This window comes from Croceicoccus naphthovorans, assembly GCF_001028705.1.
Lineage (GTDB): Bacteria > Pseudomonadota > Alphaproteobacteria > Sphingomonadales > Sphingomonadaceae > Croceicoccus > Croceicoccus naphthovorans.
The window spans coordinates 1,102,855-1,119,352 of record NZ_CP011770.1 but is presented as its reverse complement, the minus strand read 5'-3'; the positions used below and the strand labels follow the sequence as shown (position 1 = coordinate 1,119,352).

Here is a 16,498-nt window from a genome sequence, read left to right as displayed (position 1 = left end):
CCCACGGGTGCCAAGGAACAAGCGCCCGGGGCGCCCACGAGGAGGGTGCCTGATGGCCTATACCGATACCAGACACGACCCCAACCGCGCGGCGACTCTTGCCACTGTCGCGCTGATCCATGCCGGGCTTGGCTATGCGATCGTTTCCGGATTTGCCGGCGGCGCGATGACCGAGGCGGGCAAGACAATCAAATCCATTTTCGTCGAGGAAGAGAAAGTGGAGATCATCCCGCTCGACCCGCCACCGCCCAGCCCGGACGCCAAGCCGACCGAAAGCAAGGTCGATCCGGTGATCGATCCGGTCATCACCCCGTTTGAGAAGCCGGATGCCTATGTCATCAACGATCCGGTGCTGCCGAAGACGAAACCGAGTTACGAAACGACCATCATCGAATTGCCCGCCGGCCCGTCGACCACCCCCATGTTCGATCCGGTCGGCCCGACACCCCGCGGCAATCCCGGCGACTGGGTCAGCGAACGGGATTACCCCAGCCGCGCCATTCGCAACGAAATCGAAGGCACGACCGGCTTCCGCCTGTCGATCGATGCCAAGGGCCGGGTCAGCGACTGTATCGTAGTCATGCCCAGCGGGTCGAGCGATCTTGACGAGGCGACCTGCCGCGTCATGAGCAAGCGCGGCAAGTTCAACCCGGCGAAGAACGGCAATGGCGATGCCGTGGCCGGGAACTACACCAGCCGGATCACGTGGCGCTTGCCCGAGTAAGGCGAGGGTCATGCATCGGAAGCGGCCCTGCCCTGTCCGGGTGGGGCCGTTTTCATTCGGCGGCGCTTATTCGGACGCGGTTGCCTGAAGGAATTCGACCAAGGCGCGGACCTTCTTCTGCCGCCACTGCGGTCGCGGGGCGACTAGCCAGTACCCGATCCGCGAATCCTGCACATCGCCGATGGCGACCAGTTCGCCGCTGGCCAGACTGTCCTCCACCAGTTGCAGCGGCAGGCGCGTGCGCCCCATCTTTCCGGTAACCGCCGCCAACGCCTGACCGGTCGCGCCGACCTGCACGGTATGCTTCATGCCATCGGGTGCGGGAACGCCGGGCCACGAGATCCAGACTTCGGGTCCGTTGGGAGCGGATACGACGATTTCCTTGCCGGGGCGCAGCAACACGCCTTCCAGATCGCCCGGCCCTTCGGCAAGGCGCACCGCGAAATCCAGGTTCGCCTCTGTAAAATCGGCCATCGCGCCGCCTGCCATGTGAAATTCGGCATCGGGGTTGGCGACCTGAAAATCGGCGAGCCTGCGGGCGAACCACGCGCCGAAAAAGTCGCGCGGTGCGGCAAAGGTGAACTTGTGACTGGCCTGTCCGGCCTGCATCGCCTGCACCGATTCCTCAAACCGCAGGAACCCTTCGCGAAGCGAATCGAGCCCCGCCCCCGCCTCGTCGGTCAGTTCCAGCCCCTTGGGCGTGCGGCGGAACAGGACGACGCCCAGCATGTCCTCCAACGCTCGGATCTGCTGGCCGACAGCCGCCGGGGTAACCGCCAGTTCGTCCGCCGCGCGGGTGAAGGACAAGTGCCGCGCCGCGGCGTCGAGCACGCGCAGGCCATTCAGGGGGAGATGCGTTCTTTTCATGGTCGGATTGCGGATTTAGGCCGCAAGGTCGCTTTCGGCAACGCCGGGCAAGCCGATCATTCGCGATTCACCGCCCCATCAGCGCCATATTTTGCATCGCAAGGTCGTCGCAATTTTAGGGTCTGAATAGACAAAGGAATGTATCCTATTGTTTTTACACAATATAAATCTTCATCGTAAATGTGGCAAAAATATGGACACCGCACCGCACCATCGCGTATTATGCGCATGCACCGCTCATCGTGAGTGAATGCAACAAGGATACTTGCACCATGAAGAAAATCGTCCTGGCCGCTCTCGCCACCACCGCTTTCGCCGTGACCGGCTGCTCGCAGGCTGAAGAGCCCGCCGTCGAAGAAACCGAAGCGGCTGTCGAAATGGAAGCTCCGGTTGAGGAAGTCGTTGAAGCTCCGGTTGAAGAAGCCACCGACGCTGCGGTTGCTGAAGAAACCACCGAAGCTCCGGTTGCTGAAGAAGCTCCCGTCGCCGAGTAATCGGATTTACCGCTCCCGTTCGCGGGACGGTGACAGAAACGGCCCCTGCCGCACGTCGGCAGGGGCCGTTTTCGTTTGTGGGGAAGGATTTCCCTAATAAGGCAGACAAGGTGCCCCACACCCCATAGGATCGCCCGCATGACCGATGACGACACCGGCCCGATGGGCATAGACCGCACCCGGATCGAAAAGGGTGGCTTCCTGCTGTTCCTTGCCGTGCTGACCGCCTTGGCCCTGCTGGTGGCATGGCCGTTCCTTGCGGCACTGTTCTGGTCGGTGCTGGCCGCGATCATGTTTCAGCCGCTCTATCAACGCATCCTTGCCAGCATGGGCGGCAAGGCCAACCGAGCGGCGCTGGCCACGCTGGGCGTGATTACCGTTGCCGTCGTCATCCCGATGATCGTGATCGGCACGATGATCGTCGATCAGGCGACAGAGGTCTATCTGGCATTGAGCGAGCAACAGATCGACGCGGGCGAATTCTTCATCCGCATCCGCGAGGCGCTGCCCGCCCGGGTGCAGGTGATGATCGAAGGGTCCGGCTATGGCGATTTCGACACCGTGCGCGACCGGCTGGCCGAACTGGCGCGGGAAAGCGCCGGGATGATCGCGGGCCGGGCGATGGCCATCGGCGGCGGCGCGCTGGGATTTGTCCTTTCGTTCGGCGTGGGACTGTACGTCACGTACTTCCTGCTGCGCGACGGGCAGACGCTGGGCCCCGCATTGCGCCGCGCGCTGCCGATGCCGCAGGACGTGGCAAGGCCGCTGTCCGACCGATTCCTGTCGATCGTGCGGGCGACCATCAAGGGTTCGGTCGTCGTGGGACTTGTACAAGGGGCGCTGGGGGCGATCACCTTCTGGATCGCCGGACTGCCCGCCGTGCTGCTGTTCGGCTTGTTGATGGCGATTCTCTCGCTTTTGCCAGCGGTCGGCCCCGCCATCGTCTGGCTGCCCGCAGCGGTCTACCTGCTCGCCACCGGAGCGATCTGGCAGGGCGTGTTCGTGATCGTCTCGGGCGTGGCGGTGATCGGCATGGCGGACAACGTGCTGCGGCCCATACTGGTGGGGCGCGACACGGGGATACCGGACTGGATCATCCTGATCTCGACGCTGGGCGGTATTGCCGCTTTCGGGATCAGCGGCGTGGTCGCCGGACCGGTGATTGCCGGACTGTTTCTTGCCGCATGGCCGATGCTGTCGCCGCGCGAGGAGCCTGCGCCAGAAGGCGAGTAGCCTCCTCCCCCACCATGGATTCGCCTTTCCCCGACAATCGGGGTATCCTGTCCCGCCAGGGTCGCGCCACGGGTCGCTGTGGGGGAAGTGCAATGCCCGCCGTTCGTCTTGCCTTTGCAGGGCTATGCTACCTGCTGTTTTTCGCGACGTTTCTCTGGCTGGTCGGCTTTGTCGGCAATCTGGTAATTCCGCGTTCGATCGACTTTGGCCCGTCAGTCGGGATGGCCGGAGCAGCGGTGATCGACATCGCGCTGATCGCGCTGTTCGGGGTGCAGCATTCAGTGATGGCGCGCCCGGGTTTCAAGGCGAGGATCACCAAAGTCGTCCACCCCTCGCTCGAACGCAGCTTCTACGTGCTCTCTACCGTGGCCGTGCTGTGGGTGCTGTTCACGCTTTGGCAGCCGATTCCGTGGGTGGTGTGGTCGGTGTCGGGCACCGGCGCGGCGGTTCTGTGGGCGCTATTCGCGCTGGGCTGGGCCGTGGTGTTCCTGTCGACGTGGATGCTCGATCATTTCGAACTTTTCGGCCTGCGGCAGGCGTGGTTCGGCTATCGCGGGACGGAGGACGGCCCGCCGCGCTTTCGCGAACCGATGTTCTATCGGGTCGTGCGCCACCCGCTTTATGTCGGGTTCCTGTTCGCATTCTGGGCGATCCCGGTGATGACGTTTGGCCACCTGCTCTTTGCCGCGGGGATGACTGCCTATATCCTGATCGCCATCCGGTACGAGGAACGCGACCTGATCAACGCGCTGGGCGATGCCTATCGCGATTATCAGCGCCGCGTGGGCAAGATCGTGCCGGGTATCGGCAAGATCCGCTAGGGGAGGAAGGCCTCGGCCGCTCGCGCGTTCAGCGCGCGGTGGCCGGGGCCGCCAGCGGAAAGAACGGGATCGGCGCCTCGAACTTCGTGCCATCGTCGCGGACGAAGCTGTAGAACCCCTCCATCGAACCGTGCGGCGTCGTCAACGGACAGCCCGAGACATAGTCGTGGCTTTGGCCGGGGGCGAGACGCGGCTGTTCGCCCACCACACCCTCTCCATCGATGATGGAAACGCGCCCGTCGGCATCGGTGATGCGCCAGTGGCGGCTGACCAGCGTGGCCGCTTCGTCGCCCTTGTTCTCGATCCGGATGTGATAGGCCCAGAACCAGCGACCTGCGGGCACTTGCGATTGTTCGGGCAGATAGCTGACCGAAACGCGGACTGTGATCCCGTCGGCACTTGCGGCATGGTCGAAAAGCTGGTCCATCATGGTAGGGTGCAGGGTAAACCCGTTCGCGGCGCTATGGCAAATGGAGATGGTAAGCGCCGGTGGAAACCTAAGGCTCAGACGGACTTGCCCGCCACCGCCTTCATCGGCGCGGCGAAATGCCAGCGCAAGCCGTCGGGCGCGAAATCCAGCGTGGTATCGGCGTCCAGCGCGGTTCGCGGAATGTCGCGGATGACCGATGTGCCGAACCCCACGCGCGTCGGTTCCTCTACCGCAGGCCCGCCGGTTTCGTGCCAGTCGATGGCAAAGCGATCTTCGGCGACCGACCATTCGATCCGCACCGTGCCGCCCTCTGCCGACAATGCGCCATACTTCAGCGCATTGGTCGCCAGTTCGTGCAACGCCATGCCCAGCGTTTCGGCGGCGCGCGATCCGATTTCGACGTCCGGCCCGTCGAATTCCAGGTTCGACCCGGCAATCCCGATGGCAAAGGACAACTGCGCCTCGACCAGTTCGCGAAGGTCTACGACCGTCCACGCGCGGCGAACCAAGAGGTCCTGATTCGCGGCCAGCGCCTCCAACCGTCGTACGAACCGCTTCAGAAACTCGTCATTCCCCGGCGCCGACCGCCGCGCCAGCGATTGGATCAGCGTCAGCATGTTCTTCGACCGGTGGTTGACCTCTTGCAACAGGGTCTGGATCGATTCCGCCTGCACCCGCTGCTCCGTCACATCGGTATTGGTGCCGAACCAGCAGAAAATCTCACCATTCTCGTCATGGATCGGGCGTGCGCGCGACAGAAACCAGCGATAGGTACCGTCTTTGCCGCGCAGGGGGAACGTGTCTTCCCATAGCTCTCCGGTGTCCCAGCTACGCTGGACACGTTCCACCACGCGGTCGACATGATCGGGGTGGTGCACGGCCTTCCAGCCCCAGCCCTCCATGTCCTTTAACGTGGTGCCCGTGTACTCGAACCAGCGCTGGTTGTACCAGAATATCCAGCCCTCCTTGTCGGCGATCCAGGCCAGCTGCGAGATGTTGTCGGCCAGCGTCTTGAACCGCCGCTCGCTTTCAGCCAGCTGCTGCCGCGCGTGTTCCAGCGCGCCGACGTCGCGGGCGATCTTGCTGGCCCCGATGATCGTGCCGTCGGCACCCCGGATGGGCGAGATCGTGACCGAAACCCGCACCGGCGCGCCGGTCTTGCGAACGCGTACGGAATGCATCGACGAAACCTGCCGCCCCGCAACGATCTGGCGGATGATCGCGTCTTCCTCTGCCTGACGGTCGTCGGGAATCAGCTTGCGGATCGACTGGCCGATCATCTCGTCCGCAGTCCAGCCGAACAACCGTTCCGCGCCGCGGTTCCAGCTCATCACCACGCCATCCAGCGTTTTGGACACGATGGCGTCGTCTGAATTCTCGACGACAGCGGCCAGCAGCGCTTCGGAGGAGATTTTCGACATAGGCGACGTAGAATCTTGGGGCGATGCAGCTACGGACTTCATATCGACGGGCGACACCGCAGGCCCCGGCTGCACGGGGGCACCGGGGGAAAGCGGAGTCTTCTTCATCGCTGGCTCAAAGGCCCGATAGCAAAAAGGTTCCCGTCAAAGACCGGCGGCGGCGAGCCCGCGCTCAAGATCCTCGATAAGGTCGTCCGCATCCTCAAGGCCGACGTTGAGCCGCAACATGCCTTCGCCAACGCCCATTTCCTCTCGCGCCTCAGGTCCCACCGAGTGGTGAGTCGTGCTGGCAGGATGACACATCAGAGACCGCGAGTCGCCGATGTTGTTCGACAGGTCGATCAGTTCCAGCGCATCGAGGAAGGCGTGCGCCTGCGTCCGTCCGCCGTCGAGCACGATGGAGAAGATGCAGCCGGGCATTGCCATCTGCTTCATCGCAAGATCGTGCCTCGGATGGCATTCCAGGCCGGGGTGCAGGATCACGGGCACGCGGCCTTCTAGGAATTTGCCGACCTTCAGCGCATTGTCGCACTGCTGCCGCGCACGCAGGGCCAGCGTTTCCATGCCCTTCAACACGACCCACGCGTTGAACGGCGACAGGTTCGGGCCGGTGTTGCGTTGAAACGGCAGCAGCTTGTCGTTGATGAACTCCTCGCTGCCGCAGACGGCCCCGGCCAGCACGCGGCCCTGCCCGTCCATTAGCTTCGTCGCGGAATAGGCCACGACATCGGCGCCGAAATCCATCGGGCGCTGCATGATCGGGGTGCAGAACGCGTTGTCGACGACCGTGGTGATACCATGCGCCTTGGCCAGCCCGCAGACATATTCCAGATCGACGATATCCAGCGTGGGGTTCGCAGGGGTTTCGAAGAAAAACACCTTCGTATTGGGCCGGATCGCGGCCTCCCACGCGGCATTGTCGGTCGAATCGATGACCGTGCCCTCTATGCCAAAGCGCGGCAGCAGGCTGTCCACCAGCCAGCGGCACGATCCGAAGGCAGCGCGCGCGGCGACGATGTGGTCGCCTGCAGAAAGTTGGCACAGCAGCGCCGCGGTCATCGCCGCCATGCCGCTTGCCTGCGTGCGGCAGCCTTGCGCCCCCTCCATCACCGCGATGCGTTCTTCCAGCATCTGGACGGTGGGGTTCTGCAGGCGCGAGTAGGTCATGCCGTCCTGCTCGCCCGCAAAGCGTGCGGCGGGGGTGGCGGCATCTTCATAGGTATAGCCGCTGGTGGCGAAAATCGCCTCGCTCGTCTCGCCCATCTCGCTACGCCACGTGCCGGCACGAATGGCCTGCGTCGCGGGGCGCCAGTTGCGGGTGATGGAGCGGTCTTGTCCGGTCGTACGTTTCATGCCTGCGCGGTTAGCGCCGGGCGCGCGCGGGCGCAATCGCGATTGCACGCATGGACCACAGGCGATAGGCGCTGCTGTCGATGCAGCCCGAACCCAACGCAATCGAACCGGCCCGCGACCCGTGGGGCTGGATGGTGCTGATCGCGATGGCCTTTGCGGTGCTGGCGTTGCTCCGCATCGGCGATGTCGCGATCCCGATCTTCGATGAAACGCACTACCTTCCTGCCGCGCGGGCATGGCTGAACGGCGATCCGCTGTTGAACCCGGAACACCCGGTGCTGGGCAAACAACTGATCGCGCTGTCGATGAAGCTTTTTGGCGATGTGCCCTTCGGCTGGCGCGTGGGATCGGTCGCGGCGGCCACGCTGGTCGTCTGGGCGACGATGCGGATGACGTGGATTGCCAGCCGTTCGCGCTACGCGGCGTTGGCCGCAGGGTTCTTCGCGGCGACGAACTTTCTGTTGCTGGTCCAAGCGCGGGTGGCCATGCTCGACATCTACATGCTCGCCTTCCTGATGCTGGGCATCTGGGCGCTGATCGCGGCGGGCACCGGGCGCTTCGTACGGTGGCGCGTGATATTGGCGGGCGTGCTGTTCGGGCTGTCGCTGGCGGCGAAGTGGAACGGCGCGCCCGTAATCGCCTTTGCAGGGCTTTGCGTATTCCTTGGCAACTTGCGCGCGCGGTGGTGGACCGGGGAACGCCCGCTGGGCCGGATGACGATTTACGAGGCATTCCTGTGGCTCGGCCTGCTGCCCGCCGCGATCTACCTTGCCAGTTTCCAGACCATCGCCTTGTTGGAGGTTACGCCCACCCGCTTTACCGGGCCGTTCGATTGGCAGGCGTACATGCTCGAGCTGCAAGAGAGCGTGAAGAAAACCCATCCCTATATGTCGGTGTGGTGGGAATGGGTGATCGACTGGCGGCCGATCTGGTATTTTTACGAGGAGTACCAGGGCGTTTGGCGCGGGATGCTGTTCCTTGGCAATCCGTTGCAGATGTGGGGTGGGCTGATCGCCCTGCCCGTGTGTTTGTGGCTGGGTCTTTCGCGCGGGCGGATGGACTGCCTGCTGGTCGTCGGCGGCTGGGTCGCGGCGCTGGCGATGTGGGTCGTCGCGCCGAAACCGGTGCAGTTCTATTACCACTACCTGATCTGCGCGCAGTTTCTGGCCATCGCGCTGGCCCTGGCCATCGACGCGGTGATCTGGCGGCAGATGTTTGCGAAAGTCTCTCGCGGTTGGGGGATTACCGTGCTGGTCGCGAACGGACTATTGTTCGCCTATTTCTACCCGATCCTGACGACCGCGCCGCTGGCGAAGAAGACCAGTTTCGCAGATTATGCGTGGTTCGATAACTGGCGCTGAAAGACCTAGCCCACCGCGACCAGATAGACGATCACCGCAATCTCCGCCGCAAGGATCAGCGCCATTGCCGGAACCGACAGCGCGTGCGGCAGGTGCCGCCGCTCCTCGTCATCGATAATCATGCGGGTCTGCCGCAATTGTTCGTAAAGCGCCGCGTCCGCCTCCTCGACCGGAGAGCGCAGGACCGCCGCGCTGACCACCGATTTCGGCAGTGGTGCGAAAAAACGGCAACCCTTCAGGTCGCCCTTGGTCCAGACGACTTCCGCCGGGCATGGGCCGAATTCGGGGATGTCGATTTCGAAGCTGTCGCGGGGGCCCAGCGGCGCATCGCTTTCGACCAGCATGCCGTTTTCGGACAAGTTGCGAATGCGCGCTGCATAGCCATCGCTTTCATCTGGGCCATCGCTGGCGGATCGGGCGGACGTGTGGATCTGCACGTCGCGCCGCACTTGCCAGCGCCGCTCCGCCTCTTCCGTCCGAGCCCTGATCCGCGAATGGATCATCCCATACCCCTTTCGGGGCCTATTGGACCGTATAAGTGGTTAAGATCGCCCTAAGGGCATTGCCGCAGGGCCGCAGGGCCTAAAACCGGCCCCAGACGAAGCGGCTGGACAATGCATAGTTCCACACCGACCCTATGATGATGCCCGCCATCGCCGCGACCACCCAGTGCACGCCGCGATCGACCAGTGCCTCTGCCACGCCGACATTGGCGAAGGCCCCGATCAGGCAGGTCAGGCAGAACTTCCCCCACCCGACCAGCAATTCGCCGAAGTGCTTCAACCGCTTGTCGGCGTAAGTCAGTTCGTTGTTCAGGATGAAGTTGAACGTCATCGCCGCGATCACCGCGCTGATCTGCCCGACGATGAAACTGGTACCCATCCAGCGGAACAGCGTGGCCAGCACGGCCAGATGCACCACCACGCCCATCGCCCCGATCGTGCCGAACAGCGCGAACCGCGTCGGGATAAAACGCCCCAGCGTCTTGTCGTACAGGCCGACAAGGAATTCGAAGGCAATGGCCTGGTCCAGCTTGGATTCTCCCGAAGCGCGGGCCGCAAAGGCCAGCGGAAATTCGCGAACGGTCAGCCGTGTGTCCGACGTGGCAAGGATGTCGAGCAGGATCTTGAACCCGATGCCCGAAAGCTTCGGCGCGATAACCCGTAGGGTCGCGGCCCGCAGCATGAAATACCCGCTCATCGGATCGGTCAGCGTCACCCCTGTCAGGCGGCGGGCGATGCGGTTGGCGAGTTCGGATTGCTTTTCGCGAGTCGGTTGGTTCCACTCCGCCATGCTGGCCCCCGGCGCGAAACGGCTGGCGACGCAAACGTCTGCCTCCCCGCTTTCCAGCGCGGCGACCATCTGCGGCAGCAGGGCCGGATCGTGCTGGTGATCGGCATCCATCACCGCCAGAAGTGGCGCGGCGGTGGCCATCATGCCCTCTATCGCCGCGCTGGCCAGACCGCGCCGACCGATCCGTTGGATCACGCGAACGCGGGAATCGGTGCACGACAAGGTGCGCGCCTCTTCCGCCGTGCCGTCCTGCGAATTGTCGTCGACGAAGATCGCTTCCCAGCCATCCGCGCCCAGCGGCCCGTCAAGCGCATCGGCCAGCCGCCGCACCAGCGGGGCGAGGTTGTCGCGCTCGTTCAGGGTGGGCAGGATGATGGCCAGCTTCAGCATGATCGATGCCGGTGCTAGTCCATTAACCTTATCAAAGTCTTGCCAAAACCGCGTCGCCGATTTCCGCCGTGCCCGCGCTGCCGCCCAGATCGCCGCCCATCACACCGTCGGCAAGCGTCCCGGCGACCGCCGCCTCGACTTGCGCGGCCAGCGCCTCTTGCCCCAGCGAGTGGCGCAGCAGTTCGGCCAGCGACAGGATCGTCGCCATCGGGTTGGCAATGCCGCGCCCTGCGATATCCGGCGCGCTGCCGTGGATCGGTTCGTAAAGACCGAAGGTGCCATATTCGGTCTGCCGCTCACCCAGCGACGCGCTGGCCAGCAGGCCGATCGAGCCGACGCACATCGACGCCTGATCCGACAGGATGTCGCCGAACAGGTTGCCGGTGACGACCACGTCAAACTGACCGGGTGACTTCACCAGCTGCATCGCGGCGTTGTCGACGTACATGTGGCTCAGTTCGATGTCGGCATAGTCCTTGTGCGTCTCGATCACGACGTCGCGCCACAGCTGGCTGGTTTCCAGCACGTTGGCCTTGTCGACGCTGCACAGCATGCCGCGACGCTTGCGCGCGGCTTCGAACCCGGCGATGGCGATGCGGCGCACCTCGCTTTCGTCATAAGACATGATGTCGTAGCCTTCGCGCAGACCATCGGCGGTGGTGCGGGTGCCCTTCTCGCCGAAATAGACGTCGCCGTTCAGCTCGCGCACGATCAGCAGGTCGATCGCACCTGCAATCTCGGGCTTCAGCGCGGAGTGATGCTCCAGGCCGGGAAAGACTTTCGCCGGGCGCAGATTGGCGAACAGGCCCAGTTCGCTGCGCAGGCCAAGGATTGCCTGTTCGGGGCGAAGGTGCCGTTCGAGATGATCGCAATCGAAGTCGCCCACCGCGCCGAACAGGATCGCATCGGCTTCGCGCGCCGCGACCAGCGTCTCTTCGGGCAGGGGATGGCCGTGCCGCTTATAGGCAACGCCGCCGACATCGCCTTCCAGCAGAGAGACCTTGATCGGGAGGGCATCGAGCACCCGCAGCGCCTGTGCCGTCACTTCCGGCCCGATGCCGTCGCCTGCGAATACCGCGATCTTCATAACGTTTCCCCTGTGGCGCTAGCCGGCGATCCGCGCCAGCCGCTGCATCATCAACTCGCGCGCGCCCATAACATTCGTGCGGCGATCCGCAAGCAGCCTGCGGGATAATTGCCGCCCCGATCTTTCAAGGACGTCCATGATTGCGGCCCAGTCCCCGGCCATCGGCGGCATATCCCCGCCATAGCCGAGATCGCGCATCACCAGCGTCTCGAACTTCGCCATCGCCAGCGCCCAGCCGCGCGCGGACGGAGCGTTGCAGATCGCCTCCAACAAGGCGTTCAGCGTATCGTGCAGCGCGGGATAGGGGTTGTGCTCGGGCAAGACGGTCGCGGCCAGCGTCGTCGCCCACTGGATCGCGCTGGCGGGCAAAGGCTCGGTCAGCCATGGCCCGCGGCTTTGGACAAGTTCCAGTTTCAGGAACGGCAACTGGCTGGCCGACCGCGCGGCCAGATCGGCGGAGACCAGATTGCCCGGGATCAGCACGGGCCGCAGCTTGCGCCCACGCGCACCCGCAACATAGCCCGCAAGCAAGCCGTATTCACGCGTCAGAACCCGCGCGATGGCCGCCGTTTCACCATGCGGGCGGCTGGCACAGACGATGGCAGGGGCGCGGATCTGCATGTCAGACGCGCTCCATCCGGGCGAGCGGCCAGCACAACGCCGCCGCCCATCCAGCCGCGATCCACAAGGCCAGCGGCCCAAGCCCCAGCCAGGCGAAGACCCCGGCCACCCCGCCCACGACCAGCCCGGCCCAAAGCAACAGGAACGGCAGCCAACCCATGCGGTCAGCTCCGGTCAGCGCGCGGGCTATGCCCTGCCCCAGCTTGACGAGGGTGCCGGTCATGTATGTCAGCCCGAAACGCACCTCGCCCTCCGTTTCGAAGACAAGGTTCACCATCCCCATAGCGGCGGCAACGGGCAGCAAGACGAAATAGGGACGGACAAACGGCGCGGTGCCGGCGGCGACCGCGATCAGCAGGGCCACCCCCGTCATGACCGCGCCCGCTCCAAACCGCCAGCGCATGCGCATTGTGGAGCAGGCTATGACACCGGCAAGGAAAGACAGGATCAGCCCGCCCGCCAACATGGCCGCGAACGGAGCCCGCGCCAGCCCGACCCCCAGCCGGGTGGAGTTGCCCGACATGAACGAGACGAAGAACCCGCCACTGGCGACATAGCCGATGGCATCGACATAGCCTGCCAATACCGCAATCGCGATGGCCAGGGCCTGCCGGTCGGTGCCAATGTGCCGCATGGGCAGGTGCTAGGCGAATTCAGCATCCCCGCACAAGGAGGCGGGACGGCAATTCTTCAAATGGTCGCTGGTACGCTCTCACAGGCACAGGGAACAGGCGCGCCCGCGTCGCTCATCCCCGCCTCGATCTTCATCGCGGCCTTTTCGGCGGCGACCTCGGGGTTTTCCTTGCGCCCCATCGTCCAGTTGCGGTCCAGCCGGACCTTTGGATTGGGCGCGCACCAGATTTCTCCGGTGTCGTCGAGGGCGGTGACCCAGATCAGGTTATGCTCCTGACCGTAATCGATCATGCCAAATGCATAGCCATCGCCCTTGCCAAGAACGTGGACGGGTATCGTGGGGTTAAGCTGCGTGAACATTGGGGAGACCTTGCATGAAGGATGTTTGCCGGATCAACGCCCGCATCAATCGCCCGTTCCCCATCATGGCGCGCAGCGCGCACGACTTGCCGAGTGGTCATAAACAAGTGATAAGATTGGCGAATGAGGGACGCATTCATCACTGCCGCCGCGCTCGTCGCGCTATCCGCCACTGCCGTGCAGGCGAAAGAGCCGTTGCGGCTGGAGCCTTCGTCGCCGTGGGTGATGGATTACGCCGAGGATAGCTGCAAACTTCGGCGCGGGTTCGGTGGCGAGGGTGACGATATGTATATCCTCGAGTTTCAGCAGTACGGACCAACTCTCAAGTTCGACGTTATCGTCCTAGGACCGAGCCTCGACGCGAAAACGCGGAACTTTACTTTGCGATGGCGGAGTGCTGATGAGCCAAAAGAGAAAAAAACCCGCCTAAGAATGAGGGCAGGTCCTCGTACCGGCTTTGTGTTTTCAGACCAATTAATTGGATACGACGATCCAGAAGCTTTGATTGAGGAAAACTCGGGTCAAGCAGTCGGGAAGCAGCTGAAAATCGCAGAGAATTCTGTAGAGGGTATTTTCTTGGACGGAAACGCAAAACCCGCAGTCGCCCTCTTAACCGGACCTTTGCACCAAGCATTCGAGGCAATGCGCTCCTGCGTCGATGATTTAGTCGTTTCATGGGGTTTCGATCCAGTGGCTCTGCGCAATCAGCAGAGAGGACCCGTACCACTCAACTACAGCCGCATAGTCCGCAAGGTTACGGATCGATACCCGACTTGGGCCCTTCAAAGAGGGCAGGACGGCGCTCTACAAATCAGCTTGTTCGTTGACGAGACAGGAACGCCGACATCATGTCTCTCGCAATTTGATTTTAAACCAAAGGAATTTGCCGAGACAGCATGTCGAGAATTAATGAGCCACGCAAAATTCGAACCAGCAAAAAGTGCCGACGGAACGAAAGCTAAAGGTATTTGGCACACATCTATCGTCTACGTCGCATACTAGACTTCGGGTCCAGCCTTCTTCGCCGCTGCCTTCTTCGCGCCAGCAGCGCGCAGCACTTCCGCCTCCAGCGTGGCGATCCGCGCGGCTAACGCGTCGTTCTCTTCGCGCGCCTTGGCGGCCATTTCCTTCACCGCGTCGAATTCCTCGCGGCTGACGAAGTCCAAACCGCCCATCGCTTCCTTGAACCGCTCACGCGCGGCTTCGGCCGATTCCTGCGCCATGCCGGCAAAGGTCCCGGCGGCGGCGGTGAACATGCGGGTGAGGTCCGAGATACGGGGATTGTCGCTTTGCATGGCCTATAGATGCGCCCGAATGCGACTCAATTCAACTGCCAGAAACGCAGGTTCAACACGGCGGCAAAACAGATCCACGCGAAGTAGGGCACTAGCAACAGCGCAGCGATGCGGCTGATCCGAAGGAAATAGGCCATCGTCGCCATCACCAGCACGATCAGCAGCAGGATCCAGAAGAACGCGAACGCGATCAGATGGGCCTTAAAGAAAATCGGCGACCACAGAACGTTGACGAACAGCTGCGTCGCAAAGATCAACACGGCAAAGCGCCGATCCGGCCCGGCAGGCGCGGCCAGCACATAAGCCAGGGCAAAGCCCATCAGCACGTAGAGGATGGTCCACACCACCCCAAACAGGAACGGCGGCGGGAAAATGTCGGGCTTTACCAGTGCCGCGAACCACGGCCCGTCCGCGCCCGAACCCGAAGCCCAGCCCGAAAACAGGCCCAGCACGACCACGATCGGCACGGTGATCAGCGACCATTTGAGGACGGAGGTATTGGGTGTGACAGGTTCATCCATATCCGTGAAACGCCCCGAAACCCGCGCAGTTCCGCGCCTATGCCCCGCGTTCCGCCCAGACGAGAAATTCGACATTGCCCTCCGGCCCGGTGATCGGACTGGGCACAAGCCCGCGGACCATCCAGCCGGACGCGATCAGCCAGTCGCGCACCTCGTCACAAACCCGATCGTGCAGCGCCGGATCGCGGACCACCCCGCCCTTGCCGACTTCGCCGCGCCCCACCTCGAATTGCGGCTTGATCAGGGCAATCAGCGTTGCGCTTGGCGCGGCCAGCGAGAGCGGCACTTCGAGCACTTTGGACAGGCCGATGAAGCTGGCGTCGCAGACCACCCAGTTGCAAGGCCGGTCGATGTGATCGGGCGTCAAGATGCGCGCGCTGGTCTGTTCCAGTACGGTAACGCGCGGGTCCTGCCGCAATTTCCACGCCAGCTGGTTCGTGCCCGAATCGACCGCGAAGACATGCTTCGCCCCGTTGGTCAGCAGCACGTCGGTAAAGCCGCCGGTAGAGCTGCCGATGTCCATCGCGGTGGCGCCCGCCGGTGCCAAGCCGAAATGGTCGATCGCGTGCGCCAGCTTGATACCGCCCCGGCTGACCCACGGATGGTCGCGCCCACGCACCTCCAGCGGCGCATCGGCGGGCAGTGTCTGGCCGGGCTTGGCGATCTTCGTCTCGGCGCTGAACACCGTGCCTGCCATGATCAGCGCCTGCGCGCGGCTGCGGCTTTCGACCAGCCCGCGTTCGACCAGCATCTGGTCAACGCGCTGTTTCTTCGGCTTGGGGGTGGCGGTCGGCATTTGGCGGACGGGACAACCGTTTGAACGTCTGGGGACTTGTGGCGAAGCCAAGCCCTTCGCATAACGCGCGCATGACGCCAAGCGACGATACGCCCGCCCTGACCGACAACCAACGCCGATCCATGGCCCATGGCGCGATGCGCCGCACCTGGTTGATCGGCGGCGCAATGGTGGCGGCCAGCGCGCTTGCGCTGTCGGCCTGTGTCCCGGCGACGCCCGTGCCAGAGACTATGCCCGCCCCCACGCCGACCCCGGTTGCGACGGCGACCCCCGCGCCGACGCCAATGGTGCAGGCCCCGGCAAGCTGGCGCGATGCCCCGATCACGCCGGGCGACTGGAGCTATCGAGGCGACGCCAGCAACAGCCGCGCACTGTTCACCGCACCCGGCGGGCAGGTGCAGTTCACCGTGGCGTGTGAGCGCGGTGGCGGGCCGATGATTCGCCTGTGGCGGCCCACGGCTTCCAGCAATGCACCGATCATGACGATCACGACTACCGAAAGCGTCGAGTCGGTCTCCGCCTCGGTCCAGAACGGACAGGCCGTGGCGAATGTGACGCCGCGCGCGCCGCTCCTCGATTCGGTGATTTTCAGCCGCGGGCGCTTCGCGGTGCAGGTCGCCGACACGCCCACGCTTTACCTGCCCAGCTGGCCGGAAATCGCGCGGGTGGTGGAGGACTGCCGCTAGGCCGCGAAAACGCACCTGTGGATAGCTGTAATGAGGCTGCCCCGGCGCACCCGTAGCTGTCGTTCGATACGGTGTGGAAACGGGCCGGGCAATGCCAAGGCCCTTACGGAAA

At 63.7% G+C, this 16,498-nt stretch carries 20 protein-coding genes; 7 read left to right on the top strand and 13 right to left on the bottom strand.

Annotated features, from left to right (window positions below; translation table 11 throughout):
* Nucleotides 1-52: 52 nt before the first annotated feature.
* Nucleotides 53-724 carry an energy transducer TonB gene (locus tag AB433_RS05650; protein WP_047820265.1) on the top strand — a complete coding sequence of 224 codons (672 nt, stop codon included), beginning with the start codon at nt 53-55 and terminating at the stop codon, nt 722-724.
* Nucleotides 725-790: 66 nt separating this feature from the next.
* Here the strand turns inward: AB433_RS05650 and AB433_RS05645 are convergent, their stop codons facing one another.
* A complete protein-coding gene (locus AB433_RS05645) occupies nt 791-1,591 on the bottom strand; it encodes a LysR family transcriptional regulator (RefSeq protein WP_047820264.1) in 801 nt (266 codons plus the stop codon).
* A gap of 272 nt (nt 1,592-1,863) precedes the next feature.
* Between AB433_RS05645 and AB433_RS05640 the strand changes: the two genes are divergently transcribed.
* The 3 genes from AB433_RS05640 to mddA all read left to right on the top strand — a co-directional run bounded on the left by AB433_RS05640 (nt 1,864) and on the right by mddA (nt 4,139).
* Entirely contained in the window at nt 1,864-2,085 is a 222-nt protein-coding gene (locus AB433_RS05640; RefSeq protein WP_156170688.1) for a hypothetical protein, read from the top strand.
* A gap of 138 nt (nt 2,086-2,223) precedes the next feature.
* The gene (locus tag AB433_RS05635) at nt 2,224-3,318 is read left to right on the top strand and encodes an AI-2E family transporter (RefSeq protein WP_245626595.1); all 1,095 of its coding nucleotides are present in this window, start codon (nt 2,224-2,226) and stop codon (nt 3,316-3,318) included.
* Nucleotides 3,319-3,410: 92 nt separating this feature from the next.
* The gene (mddA, locus tag AB433_RS05630; RefSeq protein ID WP_047820262.1) at nt 3,411-4,139 is read left to right on the top strand and encodes a methanethiol S-methyltransferase; all 729 of its coding nucleotides are present in this window, start codon (nt 3,411-3,413) and stop codon (nt 4,137-4,139) included.
* Between the two features lie 28 nt (nt 4,140-4,167).
* On the opposite strand, the gene apaG is transcribed toward mddA, so the two are convergent.
* From apaG to AB433_RS05615, 3 genes are all read right to left on the bottom strand, one after another.
* Nucleotides 4,168-4,566, bottom strand: a complete 399-nt coding sequence (gene apaG / locus AB433_RS05625; protein ID WP_047823421.1) for a Co2+/Mg2+ efflux protein ApaG — start codon at nt 4,564-4,566, stop codon at nt 4,168-4,170.
* A 77-nt stretch (nt 4,567-4,643) separates the two neighbouring features.
* Nucleotides 4,644-5,990, bottom strand: a complete 1,347-nt coding sequence (locus AB433_RS05620) for a sensor histidine kinase (RefSeq protein WP_047820261.1) — start codon at nt 5,988-5,990, stop codon at nt 4,644-4,646.
* A 144-nt stretch (nt 5,991-6,134) separates the two neighbouring features.
* Nucleotides 6,135-7,343: a trans-sulfuration enzyme family protein gene (locus AB433_RS05615; protein WP_047820260.1), complete on the bottom strand. Its 1,209-nt coding sequence runs from the start codon at nt 7,341-7,343 to the stop codon at nt 6,135-6,137.
* Between the two features lie 80 nt (nt 7,344-7,423).
* Between AB433_RS05615 and AB433_RS05610 the strand changes: the two genes are divergently transcribed.
* Nucleotides 7,424-8,704: a phospholipid carrier-dependent glycosyltransferase gene (locus AB433_RS05610; RefSeq protein WP_047820259.1), complete on the top strand. Its 1,281-nt coding sequence runs from the start codon at nt 7,424-7,426 to the stop codon at nt 8,702-8,704.
* A gap of 5 nt (nt 8,705-8,709) precedes the next feature.
* Here the strand turns inward: AB433_RS05610 and AB433_RS05605 are convergent, their stop codons facing one another.
* The 6 genes from AB433_RS05605 to AB433_RS21215 form a co-directional block, all read right to left on the bottom strand.
* Entirely contained in the window at nt 8,710-9,207 is a 498-nt protein-coding gene (locus tag AB433_RS05605) for a PilZ domain-containing protein (protein WP_047820258.1), read from the bottom strand.
* Nucleotides 9,208-9,286: 79 nt separating this feature from the next.
* Entirely contained in the window at nt 9,287-10,387 is a 1,101-nt protein-coding gene (locus AB433_RS05600) for a glycosyltransferase family 2 protein (protein ID WP_047820257.1), read from the bottom strand.
* 31 nt (nt 10,388-10,418) lie between these two features.
* The gene (leuB, locus tag AB433_RS05595; protein WP_047820256.1) at nt 10,419-11,474 is read right to left on the bottom strand and encodes a 3-isopropylmalate dehydrogenase; all 1,056 of its coding nucleotides are present in this window, start codon (nt 11,472-11,474) and stop codon (nt 10,419-10,421) included.
* Between the two features lie 18 nt (nt 11,475-11,492).
* Nucleotides 11,493-12,095, bottom strand: a complete 603-nt coding sequence (recO, locus tag AB433_RS05590) for a DNA repair protein RecO (RefSeq protein WP_047820255.1) — start codon at nt 12,093-12,095, stop codon at nt 11,493-11,495.
* A 1-nt stretch (nt 12,096) separates the two neighbouring features.
* Nucleotides 12,097-12,729: a YoaK family protein gene (locus tag AB433_RS05585; protein WP_047820254.1), complete on the bottom strand. Its 633-nt coding sequence runs from the start codon at nt 12,727-12,729 to the stop codon at nt 12,097-12,099.
* Nucleotides 12,730-12,785: 56 nt separating this feature from the next.
* Complete coding sequence (locus AB433_RS21215; protein WP_047820253.1) at nt 12,786-13,088, bottom strand: hypothetical protein; 303 nt, start codon at nt 13,086-13,088, stop codon at nt 12,786-12,788.
* 123 nt (nt 13,089-13,211) lie between these two features.
* Here AB433_RS21215 and AB433_RS05575 point away from each other — a divergent pair, with 123 nt between their 5' ends.
* The gene (locus tag AB433_RS05575) at nt 13,212-14,090 is read left to right on the top strand and encodes a hypothetical protein (protein ID WP_047820252.1); all 879 of its coding nucleotides are present in this window, start codon (nt 13,212-13,214) and stop codon (nt 14,088-14,090) included.
* Here the strand turns inward: AB433_RS05575 and AB433_RS05570 are convergent.
* From AB433_RS05570 to AB433_RS05560, 3 genes are read right to left on the bottom strand one after another with little or no spacing between them, the layout of a single operon-like run.
* On the bottom strand, nt 14,087-14,383 hold the full coding sequence (locus AB433_RS05570) for an accessory factor UbiK family protein (protein ID WP_047820251.1): 297 nt from the start codon (nt 14,381-14,383) through the stop codon (nt 14,087-14,089). The genes AB433_RS05575 and AB433_RS05570 overlap by 4 nt on opposite strands.
* 26 nt (nt 14,384-14,409) lie before the next feature.
* Nucleotides 14,410-14,904, bottom strand: a complete 495-nt coding sequence (locus AB433_RS05565; RefSeq protein WP_047820250.1) for a TspO/MBR family protein — start codon at nt 14,902-14,904, stop codon at nt 14,410-14,412.
* 37 nt (nt 14,905-14,941) lie between these two features.
* On the bottom strand, nt 14,942-15,700 hold the full coding sequence (locus AB433_RS05560; protein WP_047820249.1) for a TlyA family RNA methyltransferase: 759 nt from the start codon (nt 15,698-15,700) through the stop codon (nt 14,942-14,944).
* A gap of 71 nt (nt 15,701-15,771) precedes the next feature.
* Here AB433_RS05560 and AB433_RS05555 point away from each other — a divergent pair, with 71 nt between their 5' ends.
* Complete coding sequence (locus AB433_RS05555; protein ID WP_053059009.1) at nt 15,772-16,386, top strand: hypothetical protein; 615 nt, start codon at nt 15,772-15,774, stop codon at nt 16,384-16,386.
* Nucleotides 16,387-16,498 lie beyond the last annotated feature (112 nt).